Source organism: Pseudomonas sp. 43(2021), assembly GCF_017490805.1.
GTDB lineage: Bacteria > Pseudomonadota > Gammaproteobacteria > Pseudomonadales > Pseudomonadaceae > Aquipseudomonas.
This window is the reverse complement of sequence record NZ_JAFGYJ010000026.1, coordinates 18,860-37,943: the sequence shown is the minus strand read 5'-3', so window position 1 is coordinate 37,943 and position 19,084 is coordinate 18,860. Positions and strand designations below refer to the sequence as shown.

Here is a 19,084-nt window from a genome sequence, read left to right as displayed (position 1 = left end):
GCGGGCAAGCCCGCTCCCACAGGGATATCACTGCCCTCAGGCTTGGTGATATCCCTGTGGGAGCGGGCTTGCCCGCGAATGGGCCACAAAGTGGCCCCTGTCGCACGCGGTTATTGGATGAACCGCACCTGGCTGTCGATCTTCTCGATCACCGCCCCCTTGCGCTCGTTGAAGCGGGCCCTGTTCTGCTCGAACAGGTTGTTGCCCTTGGTGTCGATGGAGATGATCAACGGGCCGAACTCGCGCACGCGGTTCACCCTCAGCGTCTCCGGCATGCCCAGGTCCTGCCATTCCGCGCGTTCGATCTCTTCCACCTGGGTCGCTGCCAGCACCGCGCAACCGCCTGGAAACACTGCATGCACTGCCTTGTTCTCAAGGCTATCATCGAACTGGGCCGCGAACTGCCGGTCGACCTGCGTGGCGGCGCCTGGCAGTGTGGCAGTAAGGCCGCTCAGGAACGATCCGCCCCAATCAGGCAGTGACTACTTTTTTGAAGCCTTGCCGCTGGGCACATGCAGGTAGGACATCACGCTTTCTGTCAACTCTGTCGCCAGCTTCACCGCTTCCTTGTTGCGCGCCATGGCGCCGGCTACCAGCCCTTCTATAAGTGCCAGCACGGCAATGTTGGAGCTGGTAAGCACCGGATGATCGGCGGGCGCGAACAACACGTGGTGAGCGATGGCTGTCAGGGGGGAAGCGGGCGAATCGGTAATCGCCAGCACCGTGGCATTGCGTTCGCGGGCAAAGCGCGACAGCTGAAGGGTGTCCTGGGAGTAGCGGGGCAGGGTAATCGCCAGCAGCACATCCTGCTCGGTGATGGCAGCCAGACGGTAGGCGGCATTCTCGTTGCCACCCTCCATGCTGATGGCACAGGTGTCCTTACAGAACGGTACCAGCGTCGAGGCCGCGAGGCCGGCCATGTAGACACTGTTGCCGAAACCCAGCACGTAGACTTTGCGTGCCGCAATCAGGTTGCTGACGAAGGCTTCGAACGCATCGGCCTGGTTGTTGCTGGCGGCAGTGGCCAGGTTGCTGCTGGCGCTCTGGATCTGCTCATGCAGCCCAAAATCGCCACCGGGCCGCTGGGCCAACTCATTGCGCAGTTTGTCCACGGGCGAGACCATTTGCTGCAAGGTCGTCACCAGCTCGGCTTTCATGCCGCTGTAGCCGCCCAGTTGCAGGGCCTTGGCCAGGCGATTGACGGCCGCTGGCGAAGTGCCGGTGGCTTGGGCCATGTCTTCGATGGTCAGGGTCGCTGCCTTCAGCGGGTGACGCAGGATGTAATCGGCGACCTTGCGCAGCGAAGGCGGTAGGTCGGTCAGGCTCTCCGACAACTTGCGCATGACTGGCGAGGCGTACACGGTGGTGTTTTTCGAATTGCTCGGCATGCGGCTCAACACTCCCTGAATGAGTGCCGTAGTGTATCCCAAGGCTTCCCCGGCAGCAGCCGGGGGCGCCTGTGGAGGCTTACTTGAGGCTGCCGGCAAGGAATTGCTGCAAGCGTTCGGACTGCGGACGAGCGAGTACCTCGCGCGGATCGCCACGCTCCAGGGCCAGCCCCTGATGCAGGAACATGACCTGGTTGGAGACTTCGCGAGCGAAGCCCATTTCATGGGTGACCACCACCATGGTCCGGCCCTCCTGGGCCAGCTCCTGCATGACCTTCAGCACCTCGCCGACCAGTTCCGGGTCGAGCGCCGAGGTCGGTTCATCGAACAGCATCACCTCCGGCTCCATGGCCAGGGCCCGGGCGATCGCCACGCGTTGCTGTTCGCCACCGGACATGTGTGCCGGGTAGGCGTTTCGGCGATGGCTGACGCCGACCTTGTGCAGGTAGTACTCGGCTTTCTCACGGGCATCCTTGCGGCTCATGCCCAGCACATGCACCGGGGCTTCCATGACGTTGTCCAGGGCGCTCATGTGTGACCAGAGATTGAAATGCTGAAAGACCATGCTCAGCCGTGAGCGCAGGCGCTGCAGTTGTTTCGGGTCAGCGGCCCGCAGCCCGGCGCGTGGGCAGGTACGCAACTTCAGGCGTTCGCCATTGACCATGATCTGCCCGGCATTGGGTTGCTCGAGCAGGTTGATACAGCGCAGGAAGGTGCTTTTGCCCGAGCCGCTGGAGCCGATGATGCTGATCACGTCGCCCGCCTTGGCCTGCAGCGAAACGCCCTTGAGTACCTGGTGGTTGCCGTAGCTTTTGTGCAGGTCCTGAATTTCCAGTTTGTTCATCGATGGGTACTCGTTGGTATCAGTCGCTGAGCAAGCGACCATGGCGAATGGGCAGGTTGCCAGCGACTTTCGCCAGCCAGAGGCCCGGTTGGGCGAAGCGAAGGCGTTCGCGGGCATAGAGAATGCCGTCGGTGGTGGCCCTGACTACGCTGTGGCGGTCACTGAGCGGGTCGATGACTTCGAACAGTGGGTCGCCGGTTCGAACCTGCGCACCCAGAGGTTGCAGATAGCTGACGACGCCTGGGTGTTCGGCATAGGCGTACTGGGCGCCGGCAAACGGTGTGGCCTGGCAGCAATGAGTCGGTGCCTCCGGCCATGGGCCGCTGACCAAGCCCTGGTCGGCCAGGTAGGCAAGAATGTGCTCTGCGTCGGCTTGGCAACGTTCTCGCTCGGTATCGGCCATGCCGCGCAGCTCGATGGTGGTGGCGATACAGGCCAACGGGATGTTTGCCTGCGTAAAATGCTCGGCCAGCTTCACCCATGGCAGCGCACAGGCTTCGTCGAACGCATTGCCGCCAACATCCTCGGCCAGCAATGCAGCTTCAGCACCCAGGCGTGCCGCCAGCGAGCGCAAGCGGGGCCAGTTTTGCGGCAGTGCATACAGCAGCATCACCGATTCGAAATCACAGTGCAGGTCCAGCACCACATCGGCGTCGCACGCATGCTGCAGAAGCAGGCGACGAAGGCCTTCGAGCTCCGATGGCGCAGCAGGCAAGTCGTCGAGGATGTCGAGCATGGTGCGGCGAATGATGGCCACGTTGGCCTCGCCATCCTCGCCTAGATGGCCCTCCAGGCGCCTGATGAGCGCTTCGGTCAGTGCCGGAAAATCGCGGTTGAAGTTCTTGCCGCTGCTGAACTCGAAACGGCCTTGATGGGTGGCCTGGAACATCTGGCCGATACCGATCGGGTTGGCCAGTGGCACCAGTTCTATCACGCCCGTGAGTCGGCCTTGGGCTTCCAGCTCGGCCAGACGGGCCTTCAATGCCACCGCCACGCGCATGCCGGGCAGTTCGTCAGCGTGCAGAGAGGCCTGGATATAAGCTTTGCGCGGGCCGTTGCCGAAGCGGAAGAGGCGCAGAGTGCGCTGGGTACCGCAGGCACTCCAGGGCAGGATATGGTCGATTTGCTGCATGGGTGCTCCTCAGTGCTTGCGTGGGGCCAGGTACTTCAGCCAGCGGCGCTCGGCCAGCTTGAAGAGGCGAACCAGCAGGAACGTCAGGGCCAGGTAGATCAGCCCCGCAGTAATGAATGCCTCGAACGGAAGGTAGTAACGAGCGTTGAAGGTTTTTGCCGCGCCTGTGATATCGACCAGGGTGACGATCGAAGCCAGGCTGGTGGTCTGTAGCATCATCAGCACTTCGTTGCTGTACTGCGGCAGCGATCGACGCAGGGCCGACGGCAGCAGGATGCGCCGGTACAAGGCCAGGCGCGACATGCCCATGGCACGCGCGGCTTCAACTTCGCCGCGCGGCGTGGCCCGCAGGCTGCCGGCCAGCAACTCGGCGCTGTAGGCGCTGGTGTTGAGGGCGAACGCCAGGCAGGTGCAGAAGGTTGCGCTGGACAGGTACGGCCAGAGCGGGCTCTGACGCACAAGTTCGAACTGTGCCAGGCCGTAGTACACCAGAAACAACTGCACCAGCATCGGTGTGCCACGAATGACATAGGTGTAGAGCCAGGCCGGGTAGCGCAGCAGGCAGGAATGCGAAACGCGCATCAGTGCCAGTGGGATAGCCAGTGCCAGGCCGCAGGCCAGGGAAATCAGCAGCACCTTCAGGGTCAGCGCAATGCCGTTCAGGTACAGCGGCAGGTTCTGCCAGATAAGTGGGTAGTCAAGCATCATGCAAACCTTCCCTTCATAGTTCGGCGGCTTTGAAGCCGAACGAATAACGCTTTTCCACGCTGCGCAGCAGCACCAGCGACAGGCTGGTCAGCAGCAGGTAGAGCCCTGCCACGGTGAGGAAGAACGTGAACGGTTCATGGGTGGCATCGGCTGCGTTCTTGGCCTTGAACATCATGTCCTGCAGGCCGATCACGGAAATCAGTGCGGTCGACTTGATCAAGACCAGCCAGTTGTTGGTGAAACCCGGCAGCGCCAGGCGCACCAGCTGCGGCACGCTGATCCGCCAGAACACCTGCAGGCTGCCCATGCCATAAGCGGCCCCTGCTTCGGCCTGACCCTCGGGAATGGCGAGAAAGGCCCCGCGAAAGGTTTCCGAAAGATAGGCACCGAAAATGAAACCCATGGTGCAGACCCCGGCGATGAACGGGTTGATGTCGATGTACTGCTCGTAGCCCAGCGCCAGCGCAAGACGGTTGATCAGGTCCTGTCCGCCATAGAACACCAGCAGAATCAGGACCAGGTCAGGAATGCCGCGCACTGCCGTGGTGTAGATCTCGCCCAGGGCTGCCAACCAGCGCAGTGGTGACAGCCGGCAGGCGGCGCCGACCAGGCCGAGGCTGATGGCCAGGGCCATCGCCATCAGGGCCAGGCTGATGCTTAACCGCGCGCCATCGAGAATGCTCGAACCGTAGCCGTGAAGCATGATGAAAGTCCTCGTCAGCCGGGGTCATTGGCCGTAGATATCGAACGGGAAGTACTTGCTCTGCACTTGCTGGTAGGTGCCGTTGGCGCGAATGGCGGCAATGGCGGCGTTCAGGCGCGCCAGGTTGGCGCTGTCCCCCTTGCGCACGGCAATGCCCGCACCCCGACCGAAGTAGCGGGGGTCGTTGACATCCGGACCGACAAGCGCAAAACCTTGGCCGGCGGGCGTCTTGATGAAGCTCTCTTCGGTATTGACGATGTCGGCGAGGGTGGCATCCAGCCGCCCCGCGGCCAGGTCGAGGAAAGCTTCGTTCTGCGAGGCGTAGCGCACGACCTCGACACCTGCACTTTCCAGCTGCTCGGTAGCGAAGCGGTCATAGGTGGAGGCACGCTGCACGCCGAGCTTCTTGCCTTTGAGGTCCTGCATCGGGTCGCTGATCTGGCTGCCGGACTTCATCGCGAACTTGCCCGGGGTGTGATAGTACTTGTCGGTGAAGTCGACGGACTTGAGCCGATCTTCAGTAATCGACATTGACGACAGCACGGCGTCAATCTTGCGCACCTTCAACGACGGGATCATCCCGTCGAACTCCTGGATCACCCACTGACATTTGACTTGCATCTGCGCGCACAGGGCGTTGCCGATGTCGTAGTCAAAGCCGGCGAGTTCGCCTGCGGGGGTGCGGTAGGAGAAGGGCGGATATGCCACTTCGATCCCGATGCGCAGGCTGCCTTCGTCAGCCTGGGCCAGTGCGCTGCAGGCACAGAGTGCCAATGCGCCTAGAAGTCCGGTCTTGTTCATATTATTGACTCCGGTGGATAGGGCAGTACCGGCCTGAGCCCGTTGTGGGGCTCGGTTCGGTACGAAGAAAAATGACATGTTTAATTTCACAAATCAATATCAATGAAAATAATCATGTCAGCCTGGTGACTGCCGGTCATCCGGCGTGCACGGAGGTGGGTGCGAAGATGGCTGCTGCGTGAGGCGCGGGGCTGGCCTGGCGTATCGTGTCCTGGCTCGCTGGGCGACCACGGCACTTGCATCACGCTATACTCCGCGCCTTTTGCCAGCACCGGAATCCGCCCATGCGCCAGGTTTTGCTCATCGTCGATGTCCAGTCCACCTTCAGCCCGCCCGAGTGGTTGGTCGATGGCCTGCGCCGGTTGTCGGCCAACATCCCCACCATTGCCTCGGTCGAGTTGCACGATGAACAGGTCACGCCGTTCGAGCGCCAGCTCGGCTGGCACCCGGCGGCGGAGGACGAGAGCCTGGTCGAAGCCGATCAGGTGTTCGTCAAGCATGGCTACGGGCAGAGCGCAGAGGCCATCGAGTACATCCGGCAACTGGGTGTGGAGCGGGTGCTGGTATGTGGGCTGCAGACCGAAACTTGCGTGCTGGCCGCCGGTTTTGCCCTGTTCGATGCGGGGCTGATGCCCACCTTGGTCACCGACATGACGGTAGGGTCTTCGCTGGACAGGTCGGGCAAGCTGGGGATCGAGCTTTGGCAGCATCACTTCCGCCAGGTCACCACCTCGGCCGAGGTGCTCGCCGAACTGGCCCTACGAGGCTAAGGCATGCAGGCATCATGCGGGCATGCATCTGGGCTGTGCTGTCACGTAGAGAACTGAATTCACAAGCGGTCTGTGGGAGCGGCTTTAGCCGCGAAGAATCCAACGCGGAGCATGGCACCGGCTGTGCCGGTGTTCGCGGCTAAAGCCGCTCCCACAGGGTCCCTGCTAATTCAATGAGTCGTGTGCCGTTCTGTGGGACATGGCCCAGTCTTTTGGGCTGCGCTGTCGCGTAGAAAACTGAATTCGCAAGCGGTCTGTGGGAGCGGCTTTAGCCGCGAAGAATCCAACGCGGAGCCTGGCACCGGCTGCGCCGGTGTTCGCGGCTAAAGCCGCTCCCACAGGGTTCCTGCTAATTCAATGAGTCGTGTGCAGTTCTGTGGGAGCGGCCTTGTGTCGCGAAAGGGCTGCAAAGCAGCCCCGGCAATCTCAAGCCGTTTGCAAGGCTCGCGGCCGCTGGCTGCGTTGCTCATCATCCGCATGCGCTGCCGGCTGCAGGCAGAAGTCGAACACCACCCGCGCCACACCGCCTTCGAGCCGTTCCACCTCGCCCACCAACCCGTCGCGGGTAGCATGGGCAAAGTCATCCCACAGGTACGCGTCACCCGCCAGGTTGATCTGTGTGGTCAGGTGCCGGTACCCCGGTGCACTGATGAAGAAGTGGATATGCGCAGGGCGCTGGCCATGCCGGCCCAACTGGTCCAGGCAGGCCTGGGTCGGGCCATCGGCCGGGCAGCCGTAGCCGCTGGGGACGATGCTGTGGGCGCGGTAGCGGCCTTGGGCGTCGGTGACAATGCGGCGGCGCAGGTTGTAGGCCGACTGGCCGGAATCGAAGTAGGAATACAGGCCTTGGGTATTGGCGTGCCACACATCGACGATAGCCCCGGCCAGCGGCTGGCCGGCCAGGTCCAGCACCTGGCCTTCAAGCAGCATCGGCTGGCCAGGGTCACGGCCGTCGTCCAGCCGCGCCTCGCCTTCGCACAGCGGCGCACCGGCCACGTACAGCGGACCTTCGATGGTGCGCGGGGTGCCGCCGGTATGCCCGGCCTGGCTGTCGCGGGCATCGCTGAGCAGGTCGAGGAAGTGCTCCAGGCCAAGGCCGGCCATCAGCAGTCCGGCTTCGTTGCGGCTGCCCAAGCGGTTGAGGTAGTCGACAGCGGTCCAGAATTCGTCGTCGCTGATCGCCAGGTCTTCGATCAGCTTCGCGCTGTCCTGCAGTATGCGCAGCACAATCTGCTTCAGGCGTGGGTTGCCCTGGTCGTTGCCGACGCCTGCCGCTTTCGCGAAGAAGGCTTGTACTTCGGGGGAATGGGAAATCGCTACAGTCATGGTTGCCTCACCGGTCGTTGTTGTTATTGCGGTGCAAGGCTCAAGGCAAATGCGATGCCATGTTTATAACTGTTTGATATAAAATATTTTTTTGTTTTTTTAGGTACCGATCGCCGGCGCGCGCTCGATCATATGATCAATCCGCGCCAGCGCAATTGCGCAAATGCTCAAGGCTTGTCGGTCACGCTTTCGCCGGGTGATTTCTTCAGCCGATAGGCCAGGGCCGGGCGGGTCATGCCGAGCAGGCGCGCGGCTTCCGAGACGTTCTGCCGGCAGCGCTGCATGGCTTCCTGCATCAGCGCTTCCTCGACGGCATCCAGGCCGGTGCCGCTGTCGAGAATCTGTGCCACCCAGCCGGGCGCGGCCTGGTCACTGGCCGCCACCAGCCGACCATCGCTGCCCAGGCCGATGCTGTCGGTGGCCGGTGGCGCATGCGGGAACAGTGCATCCAGGCCGATGCTCTGGTTCTCGTCGGTGATGATCACACCGCGCTCCATGAGGTTTTCCAGCTCGCGGATGTTGCCCGGCCAGTCGTACTGCAGGCACACCTGCAAGGCCCGGTCGCTGAGGCCACGGGTCTTCTTGCCGTAGCTCTGGTGCAGGCGGCCGAGGAAGTGCTCGATCAGCAGCGGGATGTCTTCGCGGCGCTCGCGCAGCGCCGGGATATGCACCGGGAACACGTTCAGGCGGTAGAACAGGTCGGCGCGAAAACGCCCGTCCTTGACAGCCTGTTCGAGGTTTTCGTGGGTGGCGGCGATCACCCGTACATCCACCGGCCGCGTGCGGCTGTCACCCACCCGTTCCAGCTCGCCTTCCTGCAGTACGCGCAACAGGCTGGCCTGCGCGCGCGGCGTGAGCTCGACGATTTCATCGAGGAACAGGGTGCCGCCGTTGGCCCGCTCGAAGCGGCCCATGCGCGCCTGCTGGGCGCCGGTGTAGGCACCTTTCTCGACGCCGAACAGCTCGGCCTCGATCAGGTCGGGCGGGATGGTCGCGCAGTTCAGCGCCACGAACGCCGCGCCGGCGCGCTCGCTGCGCAGGTGCAGGCTGCGGGCGATCACCTCCTTGCCGACCCCGGTTTCGCCCAGCAGCAGCACCGAGGCCTTGCCCGGGGCCACCTTGTCGGTCAGTGCACAGCAGCGCCGGTACACCGCCGACTGGCCGATGCCGTAGAACTGTCCCGACTCGTACTGCAGACGCTGGCGCAGGTTGGCCACCTGCACCTGCAGCGATTGCAGCTCGTCGATCACCGGGTCGCTCTGGAAGTAGCGCAGGAAAGTCTCGGCATCTTCCCACTGTTCCACCGGCTTGCCGATGATGCGGCATTCGCTGCCACCGCAGCCGCGGCAGCTGACTTCCTTGTAAAGCACCTGGCGACCGAGGAAGAACGAGCTGTAGCTGATCGCGTAACCCAGCAGCATCCAGCACACCGGCTGTTCGGAATGCAGGCCTTCGGACTGGCAGTTTTCCACCTCGAAGGAGTCCTGCCACTCGATGTCGGCGTAGAAGTGGCCGCTGTCCATGTCGATTTCCAGCTGTAGCGGGCGCACCTTGACCATGCCCTTGAGCGAGTGCAGCTGCGGGCCGATGAAGAACATCTCCACCGGGTTGCCGTTGGGGCGCAGCTTGCGCGCCAGTTCGGCGTCCTTCAACCCCGACTGGTAGCCCAGGCGCAGGAAGAAGCCCTTGGCCCGCTCCACACCGAGCATTTCGATCAGCTCGCGGCGCATGCTGGCCATGGTCGCGGCCTGCACCAGCAGCATGCGCTGCTCGTCCAGCCAGATCTTGCCTTCGGTGCCGAGGAACCGCACCCGTTCGGTAAGGTCCTTCAGCGCCGGTGCAGGTTCCGGCGCCCTGTACTGGGTAATCATTCGCTTGCGCCCCTTGCTTGTAGTTGTATGGGGAGGTGGCGTGCGCCCGCTCAGGCAAGGCGGGTACTGGGCACGCCGGGACGACCGCGGCGCTGCAGGCAAGGCTCGGGTCGCTCTTTTACTAAACCGCCTGAAAGCGGCGCAAAAGTCAATCGCCGGCCTTGTTCGCCATTTGCTCGAAGCGCCCTGGCCCGATTGAGCAAATGATCAATCGGGCCGGCTGTGGCGCGTCGGCCGCACAGGGGGTGGTCAACCCATCCATGAATTAAAAAATTTTTAAAAACAATTGGTTATGTCTTGGTTTGGCGGTTTTTCAAGCGCCTGGCACAGCCGTTGCTCTAGCCCTTGGCACGTCCAACCGGAGCACCCGCGCATGACCCCAGCCACCACACCCTTCGAGCAGATGCCGCGCTACGTCCGCGTACGCAGCGAGCCGGATTCCACCTTTGTCGAGTTCGACTTTGCCATCGGTTACCCGGACCTGTTCGTCGAACTGGTCCTGCCGCGTACGGCCTTCGCCAGCTTCTGCGCCAGCAACCGGGTCCGCCACATGGACGCTGCGATGGCCGCCGCCGTCGATGCCGACATGCAGAAGTGGCGCTATGGCGAAAGCCGCGACGAGGACGAATGAAGCGCCGTTTGTCGGCACGTTGCATCCCCACAACAACAAGTACAGGACGCCTTGCATGAGTATCGAGATCAAGACGGCCACGGTCGAGCCGATCCGCCAGACCTTCAGCCATACCCGCCGCCGTTTCGGCGACAAGCCGGCCAGCCGCTACCAGGAAGCCAGTTTCGATATCGAAGCGGCCACCAACTTCCACTACCGCCCGCTGTGGCAGCCCGACAAGCTGCTCAACGACCCCAGCCGCACCGCGCTGCAGATGGCCGACTGGTACGCCGTCAGCGACCCGCGCCAGTACTACTACGGCACGTACGTGCAGGCCCGGGCGCGCATGCAGGAAAACGCCGAGCACAGCTTTGCCTTCTGTGAAAAGCGCGAGCTGCTGGCCAGCCTGCCGGCGGCAACCCGTGCCCTGGTCGCACGCCTGCTGCTGCCGCTGCGCCACGCCGAACTGGGCGCCAACATGAACAACAGCGGCATCGCCGCCGACGCCTTCGGCACCAGCGTCACCCAGATGCACATGTTCCAGGCCATGGACCGCCTGGCCATCGCCCAGTACCTGTCGCGCATCGGCCTGCTGCTGGAGGACGACGGCCTGGCACTGCTGGCCGAGGCCAAGCAGCGCTGGCTGGACGAGCCGGCCTGGCAAGGGGTGCGGCGCTATGTCGAGGACAGCCTGGTGATACGCGACTGGTTCGAGCTGAGCCTGGCGCAGAACCTGGTCAGCGACGGCCTGGTGTACCCGTTGCTGTTCGAACACTTCGATGCGCAGCTGGTGGCCGCCGGGGCAGGGCAACTGGGCATGCTCACCGAGTTCATGCGCCTGTGGTTCGCCGAGAGCCAGCGCTGGGTCGATGCGCTGGTCAAGACCGCGGTCGCCGAGAGCCCGCACAACCGCCAGCTGATCGAAGGTTGGGTCAGCCAATGGCGCGGGCGAGCCGTGCAAGCGCTGCTGCCGCTGGCCGAGGCCGGCCCCGGCCGCGACGCGCTGGATGCCTGCGACAGCGCCTTTGGCGCACGCCTGAAGAAACTCGGCCTCAGTGGAGACGCCGCATGACTTCCCTCGTCTACATCGCCTTCCAGGACAACGACAGCGCCCGCTACATCGTCGAGGCCATCACCCAGGACAATCCCCACGCCCAGGTGCAGCACCAGCCGGCGATGATCCGCGTGCAGGCCGAAGGGCGCCTGGAAATCCACCGGGCCACGGTGGAAGAAAAAATCGGCCGTGAATGGGACGTGCAGGAAATGCTGATCGACGTGATCACCCTGGGTGGCAACGTCGAGGAAGACGAAGACTGCTTCGCCCTGCACTGGAACTGATCCGCACAACGACAAGAACCCGGAGACCACCATGGCCGCCAAGCGCCTCAACCAGAAAGACAAGTACCGCTGCCTGACCCGAGACCTGGGCTGGGAGCCGAGCTACCAGAGCAAGGACGCCATCTACCCCTACGAGCGGTTCGAAGGTATCAAGATCACCGACTGGGACAAGTGGGAAGACCCGTTCCGCCTGACCATGGACGCCTACTGGAAATACCAGGCCGAGAAAGAGAAGAAGCTGTACGCCATCTTCGATGCCTTTGCCCAGAACAACGGCCACCAGAACATCTCCGACGCCCGTTACGTCAATGCCCTGAAGTTGTTCCTGAGCGGTGTCACGCCCCTGGAGTACCAGGCCTACCAAGGCTTCGCCCGGGTCGGCCGGCACTTTGGCGGCGCCGGTGCGCGGGTGGCCTGCCAGATGCAGGCCATCGACGAGCTGCGCCACGTGCAGACCCAGGTGCACGCCATGAGCCACTACAACAAGCACTTCAACGGCCTGCATGACTTTGCCCACATGCACGACCGGGTGTGGTTCCTGTCGGTGCCCAAGTCGTTCTTCGAGGATGCGCGCACGGCTGGCCCGTTCGAGTTCCTCACTGCCATTTCGTTCTCGTTCGAGTACGTGCTGACCAACCTGCTGTTCGTGCCGTTCATGTCGGGCGCGGCGTTCAATGGCGACATGGCCACGGTCACCTTTGGCTTCTCGGCGCAGTCCGACGAGGCCAGGCACATGACCCTGGGCCTGGAGGTGATCAAGTTCCTGCTGGAACAGCACGAGGACAACGTGCCCATCGTGCAGCGCTGGATCGACAAATGGTTCTGGCGTGGCTATCGGTTGCTGACCCTGGTCGGGATGATGATGGACTACATGCTGCCGAACAAGGTGATGTCCTGGGCCGAAGCCTGGGAGGTGTACTTCGAGCAGGCCGGCGGCGCGCTGTTCAAGGACCTGGAACGCTACGGCATTCGCCCGCCGAAGTATGTCGAGCAGACCACCATCGGCAAGGAACACATCAGCCACCAGGCCTGGTCGATCTTCTACCAGTACAGCCAGGCCACCAACTTTCACACCTGGATCCCCACCGACGAGGAACTGGACTGGCTGTCGGCCAAGTACCCGGACACCTTCGACCGCTACTACCGGCCACGCTACGAGCACTGGCGCGAACTGCAGGCGCGCGGCGAGCGCTTCTACAACCCGACGCTGCCGATGCTGTGCCAGGTGTGCCAGATTCCGCTGGCCTTCACCGAGCCGGATGCGCCCACGCAACTGAGCCACCGCAGCCTGGTGCATGAAGGCGAGCGTTACCACTTCTGCTCTGATGGCTGCTGCGACATCTTCGCCTTCGAACCGGAAAAGTACGTGCAGGCCTGGCTGCCGGTGCACCAGATCCTGCAGGGCAACTGCGGTGGCGGCGATGTCGAGGCAGTGGTGCGCGACTACTACAACATCGCCCCCGGGCAGGACAACTTCGAGTACCAAGGCTCACCCGAACAGCAGCGCTGGCAGGCCGTGCAGGGCACCGAGCGCCAGGCCGGCTGAGCCACTGAAGCGCCAGGGCGCCGTTGCTGCGCCCTGGCCCCGACAAGAACAAGAGGAACATTGCCATGCCCGTGACCGCCATCGGCACCTACACTGCCCAACCCCTGGACCGCCAGGCCAACTTCCACGGCGCCCAGCTGGTGTACCTGTGCTGGGAAAACCACTTGCTGTTCTGCGCACCCTTCACCCTGCCGGTGGACCCGGCGCAACCCTTCGCCGCCTTCATCGAGCAGGTAGTCAAGCCGGCCATTGCCCTGCACCCGGATGCCGCCCGGGTCGACTTTACCGTGGCGCGCTGGCGCCTGGACGAGCAGCCGTTCAGCCCTGACCTGGCCTGTGGCCTGGCCGCCAACGGTATCGCCCACAAGAGCCTGCTGCACCTGCATACCCCTGGCCTCGATGGCCTGGGCGGCAGCCATAACTGAGGAATGCTGCCATGAGCTACCAAGTCACCATCGAACCCACCGGCGAACAGATTGAAGTGGAGGAGGGCCAGACCATCCTCGAGGCCGCCCTGCGCCAGGGCGTGTGGCTGCCGTTTGCCTGCGGCCACGGCACCTGTGCCACCTGCAAGTGCCAGGTGCTCGAAGGCGAAGTCGACCTGGGGGCGGCCTCGTCATTTGCGCTGATGGACATGGAGCGCGACGAGGGCAAGGTACTGGCCTGCTGTGCCATCCCGCAGAGCGACCTGGTGATCGAAGCCGACATCGATGTCGACCCAGACTTCGCCGGCCTGCCAGTGCAGGACTACCGCGCCGTGGTCACCCGGCTGGTGGAATTGTCGCCGACCATCCGCGGTGTTCACCTCAAGCTCGACCGGCCGATGGCCTTCCAGGCCGGGCAGTACGTGAACCTGCAACTGCCGGGCATCGAAGGCACCCGGGCGTTCTCCCTGGCCAACCCGCCGCAGCAGGCCGACGAGTTGGAGCTGCATGTGCGCCTGGTGGAAGGCGGCGTGGCTACCGGGCACATCCACCGGCAGCTCAAGGTGGGCGACGCACTGGAGCTGTCCGGCCCTTACGGGCAGTTCTTCGTGCGCAGCTCGCAGCCGGGGGACCTGATTTTCATCGCTGGTGGTTCGGGGCTGTCCAGCCCGCAGTCGATGATCCTCGACCTGCTGGCGCGTGGCGACACCCGGCGCATCACCCTGTTCCAGGGCGCCCGCACCCGTGCCGAGCTGTACAACCGCGAGCTGTTCGAGGCGCTGGCTGCCCGGCATGCCAATTTCAGCTACGTGCCGGCCCTCAGCCAGGCCGCCGAGGACGTGCAGTGGCAAGGTGTGCGCGGCTACGTGCACGACGCGGCCAGGCAGCATTTCGAGGGCCGCTTCAACGGTCACAAGGCCTACCTTTGCGGCCCTCCACCGATGATCGATGCGGCCATCACTTGCCTGATGCAGGGGCGCCTGTTCGAGCGCGACATCTTCATGGAGCGCTTCTACAGCGCCGCAGACGGTGCCGCCGACGGCCAGCGTTCGGCCCTGTTCAAGCGCATCTGAACCCTTTGCTGCCCGGCTCCCTGACCTGCGGGGGGCCTGCGTGCACCCGACCGATAACAACAACAAAGGTTGACCCGATGAACCCGACCCTAGCGAACCTGCTTCGCCTTGCCGTGTGCGCCTCGTTGTTTGGCGCTGCCAACCTGTCCCATGCCACCGAAGGGGGCGGCACCTCGTACCCGCTGGGTGCCGAAAACTACATGTCCGGCGCCATGCCGCCGCCGGGCTTCTATGGCCAGCTGTTCGTCAACCATTACGAAGCCGACAACCTGCGTGGCAACGACGGGCGCAAGCTGCCGGTGGACTTTCGCGTGCGCGCCAACGCCATCGTGCCGCGGCTGATCTGGGTGAGTGACTACACGGTGCTGGGCGCCAGCCTGGCGCTGCATGCGATCGTGCCGCTGGTGGACGTCAAGGTGTCGCTCAATGGTCAGTCGCAGCACAACAGCGGCCTGGGCGACGTGATCTTCGGCCCGGCGCTGGGCTTTCACCACAGCGACAAGTTCCACAGCATCCTGGCTTTCGACATGATTGCCCCCACCGGCCGCTACGACAAGGATGACCTGGCCAACCCCGGGCGCAACTACTGGGTGTTCGAGCCGGTGTATGCGATGAGCTATGTCGACCCGGCCGGGCTCAACCTGGATGCCAAGGTGATGTACGACTTCAACCGCCGCAACCCGGCCACCGATTACCGCTCGGGCCAGGAATTTCATGTGGACTATGCCGTGGGTTGGGGGCTTGGGAATGGTTGGGTGCTGGGGGTAGGGGGGTATTACTACCGGCAGACGACAGACGACAATCAGGATGGCGAGCGCATCGACGACAACAAAGGGCGCAGCTTTGCCGTTGGCCCGTCGATCAAGTACAGCGGCAAGGATGGCTGGTTCGTGACGGCGAAATGGTCGAAGGAAACCGGAGTGCGCAACCGCGCGCAGGGTGATGCCTACTGGTTGAAGCTGACCTTGCCCTTCTGAAAAGGGGCTGCTGTACAGCCCATCGCCGCGGTTCGTCGCCACCACAAGCCAGCTCCCACAGGGACCGTACAGGCCTTACATCAATTTTCAGGCCTGCATGGTTCCTGTGTTAGCTGGCTTGCCGGCGATGAGGCCAGTGCAGGCAGTACAAGGCAGCCTGAACTGGCCCGATCCATCAGGCCACATCCACCAGTACGATCTCGCTGTCCTCGATGGCGGTCACCCGCAGCACCTCCTCCTGCTCGATCGCCACACCATCGCGCGCCTTGGCCCGCAGCCCGTTGACCTCCACCAGCCCCTTGGCCGGCACCAGGTAACCCCGCCGTGCGGCATCGAAGCGGTACTCGGCAGTTTCACCGGCACGCAGGGTGGCAGCCACCAATCGCGCATCGGTGCGGATCTGCAGGCTGTCTTCATCGCCCGCGCGGCCGCTGGCCAGGGTCACGAAGCCTTCGCCACGCTCACCTTTGGGGAACGGCCGGGTACCCCACTGCGGTGCTTCACCGGTGCGCTCCGGCACGATCCAGATCTGGAAAATACGCGTGTCGACGTCTTCCAGGTTGTACTCGCTGTGCACGATGCCGGTACCGGCGCTCATCACTTGCACGTCACCGGCTTCGGTGCGGCCTTTGTTACCCAGGCTGTCCTGGTGGCTGATCGCGCCTTCACGCACATAGGTGATGATTTCCATGTCGCGGTGCGGGTGCGGCGGGAAGCCGCTGCCGGCAGCGATCAGGTCGTCGTTCCATACCCGCAGGTTACCCCAGTGCATGCGCGCCGGGTCGTAGTACTCGGCAAACGAGAAATGGTGGTGGGCATCGAGCCAGCCATGGTTGGCGTGGCCGAGGCTTTCGAAAGGTCGCAGTTGCAGCATGGTCGTGCTCCTTGAATCAGTGGAATGACGCCATGATGCGCTAAAGAAACATCGAAAATAAGCGTAAATATCGGCTTAAAATTATCAGTAAATTAGATTTGTTTGGGTGGGGTGTTTTATCCGCTTCATCGCCTAATCCACTGATCTGCAAGCATTCGCTGGCGATTTTTTGTCGATGCGGCGAACATGCCCGCTGATTTTGTTTTTCAACGGAGTGACCGTGGCCCACGAGCAACCCCAGGCCCCCGCCGACCTTACCCCTCCTGCCCAACTGCCCTGGTTGCGCCGCCTGGCGGCCCGCCTGCTGGGGCGTGGCCTGACCCGCCTGCAGGCCCAGCACCGCGACTCCTGGTTCCTCGGCCATGCCAGCGGCCAACGCAGTGGCCATGCCGATGGCGTGCGTGAAGGGTTCGAGCGCGGGCGGGTGGAGGGCTATGAGGCTGGGCGCCAGGTGCTGGTAATCCGCGATACCCGCCCCGACACCGCCGCCGTGCCGGGCCAGGATGACAACCTGTTCGATGACTGGCGCCTGCCCCTGACCGCCGAGCTGAAAAAGCGTTTCAAGGCCGATGTCGCCCAGCGCCTGCCCGCCGAGGCGCAACCCAGTGCCGCGCAATGGAAGCTGATTTTCAGCGATACGCCGTCCACCTGCGTGGTGGCCGGGGCCGGGGCGGGCAAGTCCACCTCGCTGGTACTGCGCATCCTGCTGTTGCGCCATTACCTGGGCTATGAACTGGACGCGATGACCGTGGTCACCTTCACCCGCGAGTCGCGCAAGGACTTCATCAAGCGCCTGCTGCAGGTGTTCGCGCTATGGCAGATCAACTTGCAACCGGCGCAGGCCCGCGAGCTGGTGCGCACCTTTCATTCGCGTATCCTGCCGCTGGTGCGCAGCCTGCCGGGCTTTGGCCAGGTGCGCGCGTTCGAGACGCTGGGCAACGAGATGCCGGCCGGGCGCGAGGCCGAGGCCGACAGCAACCCGTTCGACCTGCGCCTGAACGATGCCCAGCGCCAGCAACTGAACCAGTGTTACAGCACCCTGCTGGGCGAAAGCCCACGTTTTGCCGAGCTGGTTGGCCTGTTGCGCAACGAAGCCCTGCAGCTGAAACCGCTGGACCCCAATAACCCCGATGTGCAGAAGCGCGCGCAGGTAACCCAGCTGGCTGCCCAGCGCGACGAAGAGCTGTGCGACGTGATCGAGGACCTGTGGTTCGCCGCCGGCGCCTGGCCGATCAACGGCATCGAGCCCTGCCGCGAGACCATCGAGATCCGTGGCAGCCGCTTCCATGTGCATGGCCGTCTGGCCGGCCAGGGGCCTTTGCTGGTGCTCGGCTTCGACCCGGCGGAAAGCGCGCAGTACCAGCGCCCCGGCGCCAAGCTGGCGGTGCGCGCCGAGTGGGCGGTCAAGCGCACCCTGTTGCAGGCCTTCTGCGACCAGCCGCTGATCTGGCTCGACAACTATGCCATGGCCCGGCGCCTGGCAGCCTCGCTGGCCGGTGATGCCGTGGCCGGCCCCGGCTTCGAATACAAGGTCAAGGGCGAGCTGGCCCCGGCGCCGCTGCTCGATGCCTTTGTCGGAGCGGCGAACTTCATCGAGAACCTGGGCCTGGACGTGAACACTGCCGTGGCGGCGATGAGCTTCCCTTCCGGCGACAGCGATGCGCTGTTCTTCGAGGCCCTGGCCCTGTACTGGAAGGCCCTGGAGGCGCACCTGCTGGACCAGTCGCCGCCGGTGATGAGCTACAACCGCATGTTCGCTTTGTTCGGCGAGAACAACCCGGAAAACCTGCAGCTGCTGCCCGACCCGCTGCTGCGGCCGCTGGCGCACCTGATGATCGACGAATTCCAGGATGTGTCGCCGCAGATCGTCAGCTGGCTGCGCGCCAGCCTTGCCGAGATCCGCCGGCGCGGCCCGGCGATGCACACCGGGCGCAATGCCCGGCATTCATCACTGCTGTGCGTGGGCGACGACTGGCAGTCGATCTACGGCTGGCGCGGCAGTTCGCCCAAGTACTTCATGGAGTTCACCAAGGCCTTCCCGTCGCCGGCCAACACGCGGGTGATGCTGGTCGACAACTACCGTTGCCAGCAGCAAGTGATCGACGCGGCCGAACACTTGGTCAAGGGCACCCCGGCGATTGCCGGCAAGAAAGCCCGCGCCAGTGGCCCGGCGGCCGAGGTGCCGGGCTCGCCGGTCAAGGTGTTCGACCGAGACGAGGCCGCCTTGGGTGAAACGCTGATCGAGCACTACCAGCGTGGCGAGACGGTGATGATGCTGTACCGCAAGGGCAGCGACAGGGCGCTGATGAACGACCACCTGAAAAGCGTGCTGCAAGCCGAGGCCGCGTTGCCCGCCGAGCACCGCCGGCTGCGCCAGTTGACCTACCACAGTGCCAAGGGCTTGCAGGCCGATGCAGTGTTCATGCTGGGCGACTGCCAGTACCTGACCAGCTCCCCCTACAAGAACCAGGTGTATCGCCAGGCCGGGCTGGGCAAGGCCGGTGATGCTCAACCCTTCGATACTGCGCAGAAAGAAGAGGTGCAGCGCCTGGCCTACGTGGCGGTAACCCGCGCGGTCAGGCACTGCTATTGGCATGTGGAGGCGGCCAACGCAGAGGCGGCGGCCGCGCCTCGTGCGTCTAGCCAGGTGGATGGGCGGCAGGCCTTCTTCGAAGACCTGCGGGGTCATTGATCAGCG

General features: G+C 63.8%; 19 protein-coding genes and 1 pseudogene. 10 read left to right on the top strand and 10 right to left on the bottom strand.

All coding sequences use genetic code 11. The features are described from left to right. Window positions 1-110: 110 nt before the first annotated feature. Window positions 111-377: pseudogene (locus J5M71_RS20880) on the bottom strand (fumarate hydratase C-terminal domain-containing protein); the annotation flags it as partial. Between J5M71_RS20880 and J5M71_RS29570 the strand changes: the two are divergent. Further along, on the top strand, window positions 357-482 hold the full coding sequence (locus J5M71_RS29570; protein ID WP_279382371.1) for a hypothetical protein: 126 nt from the start codon (window positions 357-359) through the stop codon (window positions 480-482). The pseudogene J5M71_RS20880 and the gene J5M71_RS29570 overlap by 21 nt on opposite strands. Here the strand turns inward: J5M71_RS29570 and J5M71_RS20875 are convergent, their stop codons facing one another. The 6 genes from J5M71_RS20875 to J5M71_RS20850 all read right to left on the bottom strand — a co-directional run bounded on the left by J5M71_RS20875 (window position 483) and on the right by J5M71_RS20850 (window position 5,576). Next, window positions 483-1,388: a MurR/RpiR family transcriptional regulator gene (locus J5M71_RS20875; protein ID WP_207836194.1), complete on the bottom strand. Its 906-nt coding sequence runs from the start codon at window positions 1,386-1,388 to the stop codon at window positions 483-485. 79 nt (window positions 1,389-1,467) lie between these two features. Beyond that, window positions 1,468-2,232, bottom strand: a complete 765-nt coding sequence (locus J5M71_RS20870; protein WP_207836191.1) for an ATP-binding cassette domain-containing protein — start codon at window positions 2,230-2,232, stop codon at window positions 1,468-1,470. A 19-nt stretch (window positions 2,233-2,251) separates the two neighbouring features. Then, complete coding sequence (locus tag J5M71_RS20865; protein WP_207836180.1) at window positions 2,252-3,364, bottom strand: succinylglutamate desuccinylase/aspartoacylase family protein; 1,113 nt, start codon at window positions 3,362-3,364, stop codon at window positions 2,252-2,254. A gap of 9 nt (window positions 3,365-3,373) precedes the next feature. Then, window positions 3,374-4,072 carry an ABC transporter permease gene (locus J5M71_RS20860; RefSeq protein ID WP_063913731.1) on the bottom strand — a complete coding sequence of 233 codons (699 nt, stop codon included), beginning with the start codon at window positions 4,070-4,072 and terminating at the stop codon, window positions 3,374-3,376. Window positions 4,073-4,085: 13 nt separating this feature from the next. Further along, on the bottom strand, window positions 4,086-4,775 hold the full coding sequence (locus J5M71_RS20855) for an ABC transporter permease (RefSeq protein ID WP_207836174.1): 690 nt from the start codon (window positions 4,773-4,775) through the stop codon (window positions 4,086-4,088). A gap of 24 nt (window positions 4,776-4,799) precedes the next feature. Beyond that, the gene (locus tag J5M71_RS20850; protein WP_207836169.1) at window positions 4,800-5,576 is read right to left on the bottom strand and encodes an ABC transporter substrate-binding protein; all 777 of its coding nucleotides are present in this window, start codon (window positions 5,574-5,576) and stop codon (window positions 4,800-4,802) included. 284 nt (window positions 5,577-5,860) lie between these two features. On the opposite strand from J5M71_RS20850, the gene J5M71_RS20845 reads away from it, so the two are divergent. Next, complete coding sequence (locus J5M71_RS20845) at window positions 5,861-6,346, top strand: isochorismatase family cysteine hydrolase (RefSeq protein ID WP_063913728.1); 486 nt, start codon at window positions 5,861-5,863, stop codon at window positions 6,344-6,346. 426 nt (window positions 6,347-6,772) lie between these two features. Here the strand turns inward: J5M71_RS20845 and catA are convergent, their stop codons facing one another. Together catA and J5M71_RS20835 are read right to left on the bottom strand one after the other, a co-directional pair. After that, the gene (gene catA, locus J5M71_RS20840) at window positions 6,773-7,672 is read right to left on the bottom strand and encodes a catechol 1,2-dioxygenase (protein ID WP_207836156.1); all 900 of its coding nucleotides are present in this window, start codon (window positions 7,670-7,672) and stop codon (window positions 6,773-6,775) included. A 167-nt stretch (window positions 7,673-7,839) separates the two neighbouring features. Beyond that, on the bottom strand, window positions 7,840-9,543 hold the full coding sequence (locus J5M71_RS20835; protein ID WP_063913726.1) for a sigma-54-dependent Fis family transcriptional regulator: 1,704 nt from the start codon (window positions 9,541-9,543) through the stop codon (window positions 7,840-7,842). 373 nt (window positions 9,544-9,916) lie between these two features. Here J5M71_RS20835 and J5M71_RS20830 point away from each other — a divergent pair, with 373 nt between their 5' ends. The 7 genes from J5M71_RS20830 to J5M71_RS20800 all read left to right on the top strand — a co-directional run bounded on the left by J5M71_RS20830 (window position 9,917) and on the right by J5M71_RS20800 (window position 15,512). Further along, window positions 9,917-10,174 (top strand): phenol hydroxylase subunit, encoded by a 258-nt coding sequence (locus tag J5M71_RS20830; protein ID WP_063913725.1) that lies wholly within the window; start codon window positions 9,917-9,919, stop codon window positions 10,172-10,174. 55 nt (window positions 10,175-10,229) lie between these two features. Further along, window positions 10,230-11,225, top strand: a complete 996-nt coding sequence (locus J5M71_RS20825) for an aromatic/alkene monooxygenase hydroxylase subunit beta (protein WP_063913724.1) — start codon at window positions 10,230-10,232, stop codon at window positions 11,223-11,225. Beyond that, on the top strand, window positions 11,222-11,491 hold the full coding sequence (locus tag J5M71_RS20820) for an MmoB/DmpM family protein (RefSeq protein ID WP_019097310.1): 270 nt from the start codon (window positions 11,222-11,224) through the stop codon (window positions 11,489-11,491). Before J5M71_RS20825 ends, J5M71_RS20820 begins: the two co-directional genes overlap by 4 nt. A gap of 31 nt (window positions 11,492-11,522) precedes the next feature. After that, window positions 11,523-13,037 (top strand): aromatic/alkene/methane monooxygenase hydroxylase/oxygenase subunit alpha, encoded by a 1,515-nt coding sequence (locus J5M71_RS20815; RefSeq protein WP_063913723.1) that lies wholly within the window; start codon window positions 11,523-11,525, stop codon window positions 13,035-13,037. Between the two features lie 65 nt (window positions 13,038-13,102). Next, complete coding sequence (locus J5M71_RS20810; protein ID WP_063913722.1) at window positions 13,103-13,462, top strand: phenol hydroxylase subunit P4; 360 nt, start codon at window positions 13,103-13,105, stop codon at window positions 13,460-13,462. A gap of 11 nt (window positions 13,463-13,473) precedes the next feature. After that, window positions 13,474-14,535 carry a phenol 2-monooxygenase domain-containing protein gene (locus tag J5M71_RS20805; protein WP_207836147.1) on the top strand — a complete coding sequence of 354 codons (1,062 nt, stop codon included), beginning with the start codon at window positions 13,474-13,476 and terminating at the stop codon, window positions 14,533-14,535. A gap of 77 nt (window positions 14,536-14,612) precedes the next feature. Further along, window positions 14,613-15,512, top strand: coding sequence for a transporter (locus J5M71_RS20800; protein WP_207836145.1), 900 nt, complete (start codon window positions 14,613-14,615; stop codon window positions 15,510-15,512). Between the two features lie 175 nt (window positions 15,513-15,687). Here the strand turns inward: J5M71_RS20800 and J5M71_RS20795 are convergent, their stop codons facing one another. After that, complete coding sequence (locus J5M71_RS20795; RefSeq protein ID WP_063913719.1) at window positions 15,688-16,386, bottom strand: pirin family protein; 699 nt, start codon at window positions 16,384-16,386, stop codon at window positions 15,688-15,690. 175 nt (window positions 16,387-16,561) lie between these two features. Between J5M71_RS20795 and J5M71_RS20790 the strand changes: the two genes are divergently transcribed. After that, the gene (locus J5M71_RS20790) at window positions 16,562-19,078 is read left to right on the top strand and encodes a UvrD-helicase domain-containing protein (protein ID WP_207836142.1); all 2,517 of its coding nucleotides are present in this window, start codon (window positions 16,562-16,564) and stop codon (window positions 19,076-19,078) included. The last annotated feature ends 6 nt before the right edge of the window (window positions 19,079-19,084 follow it).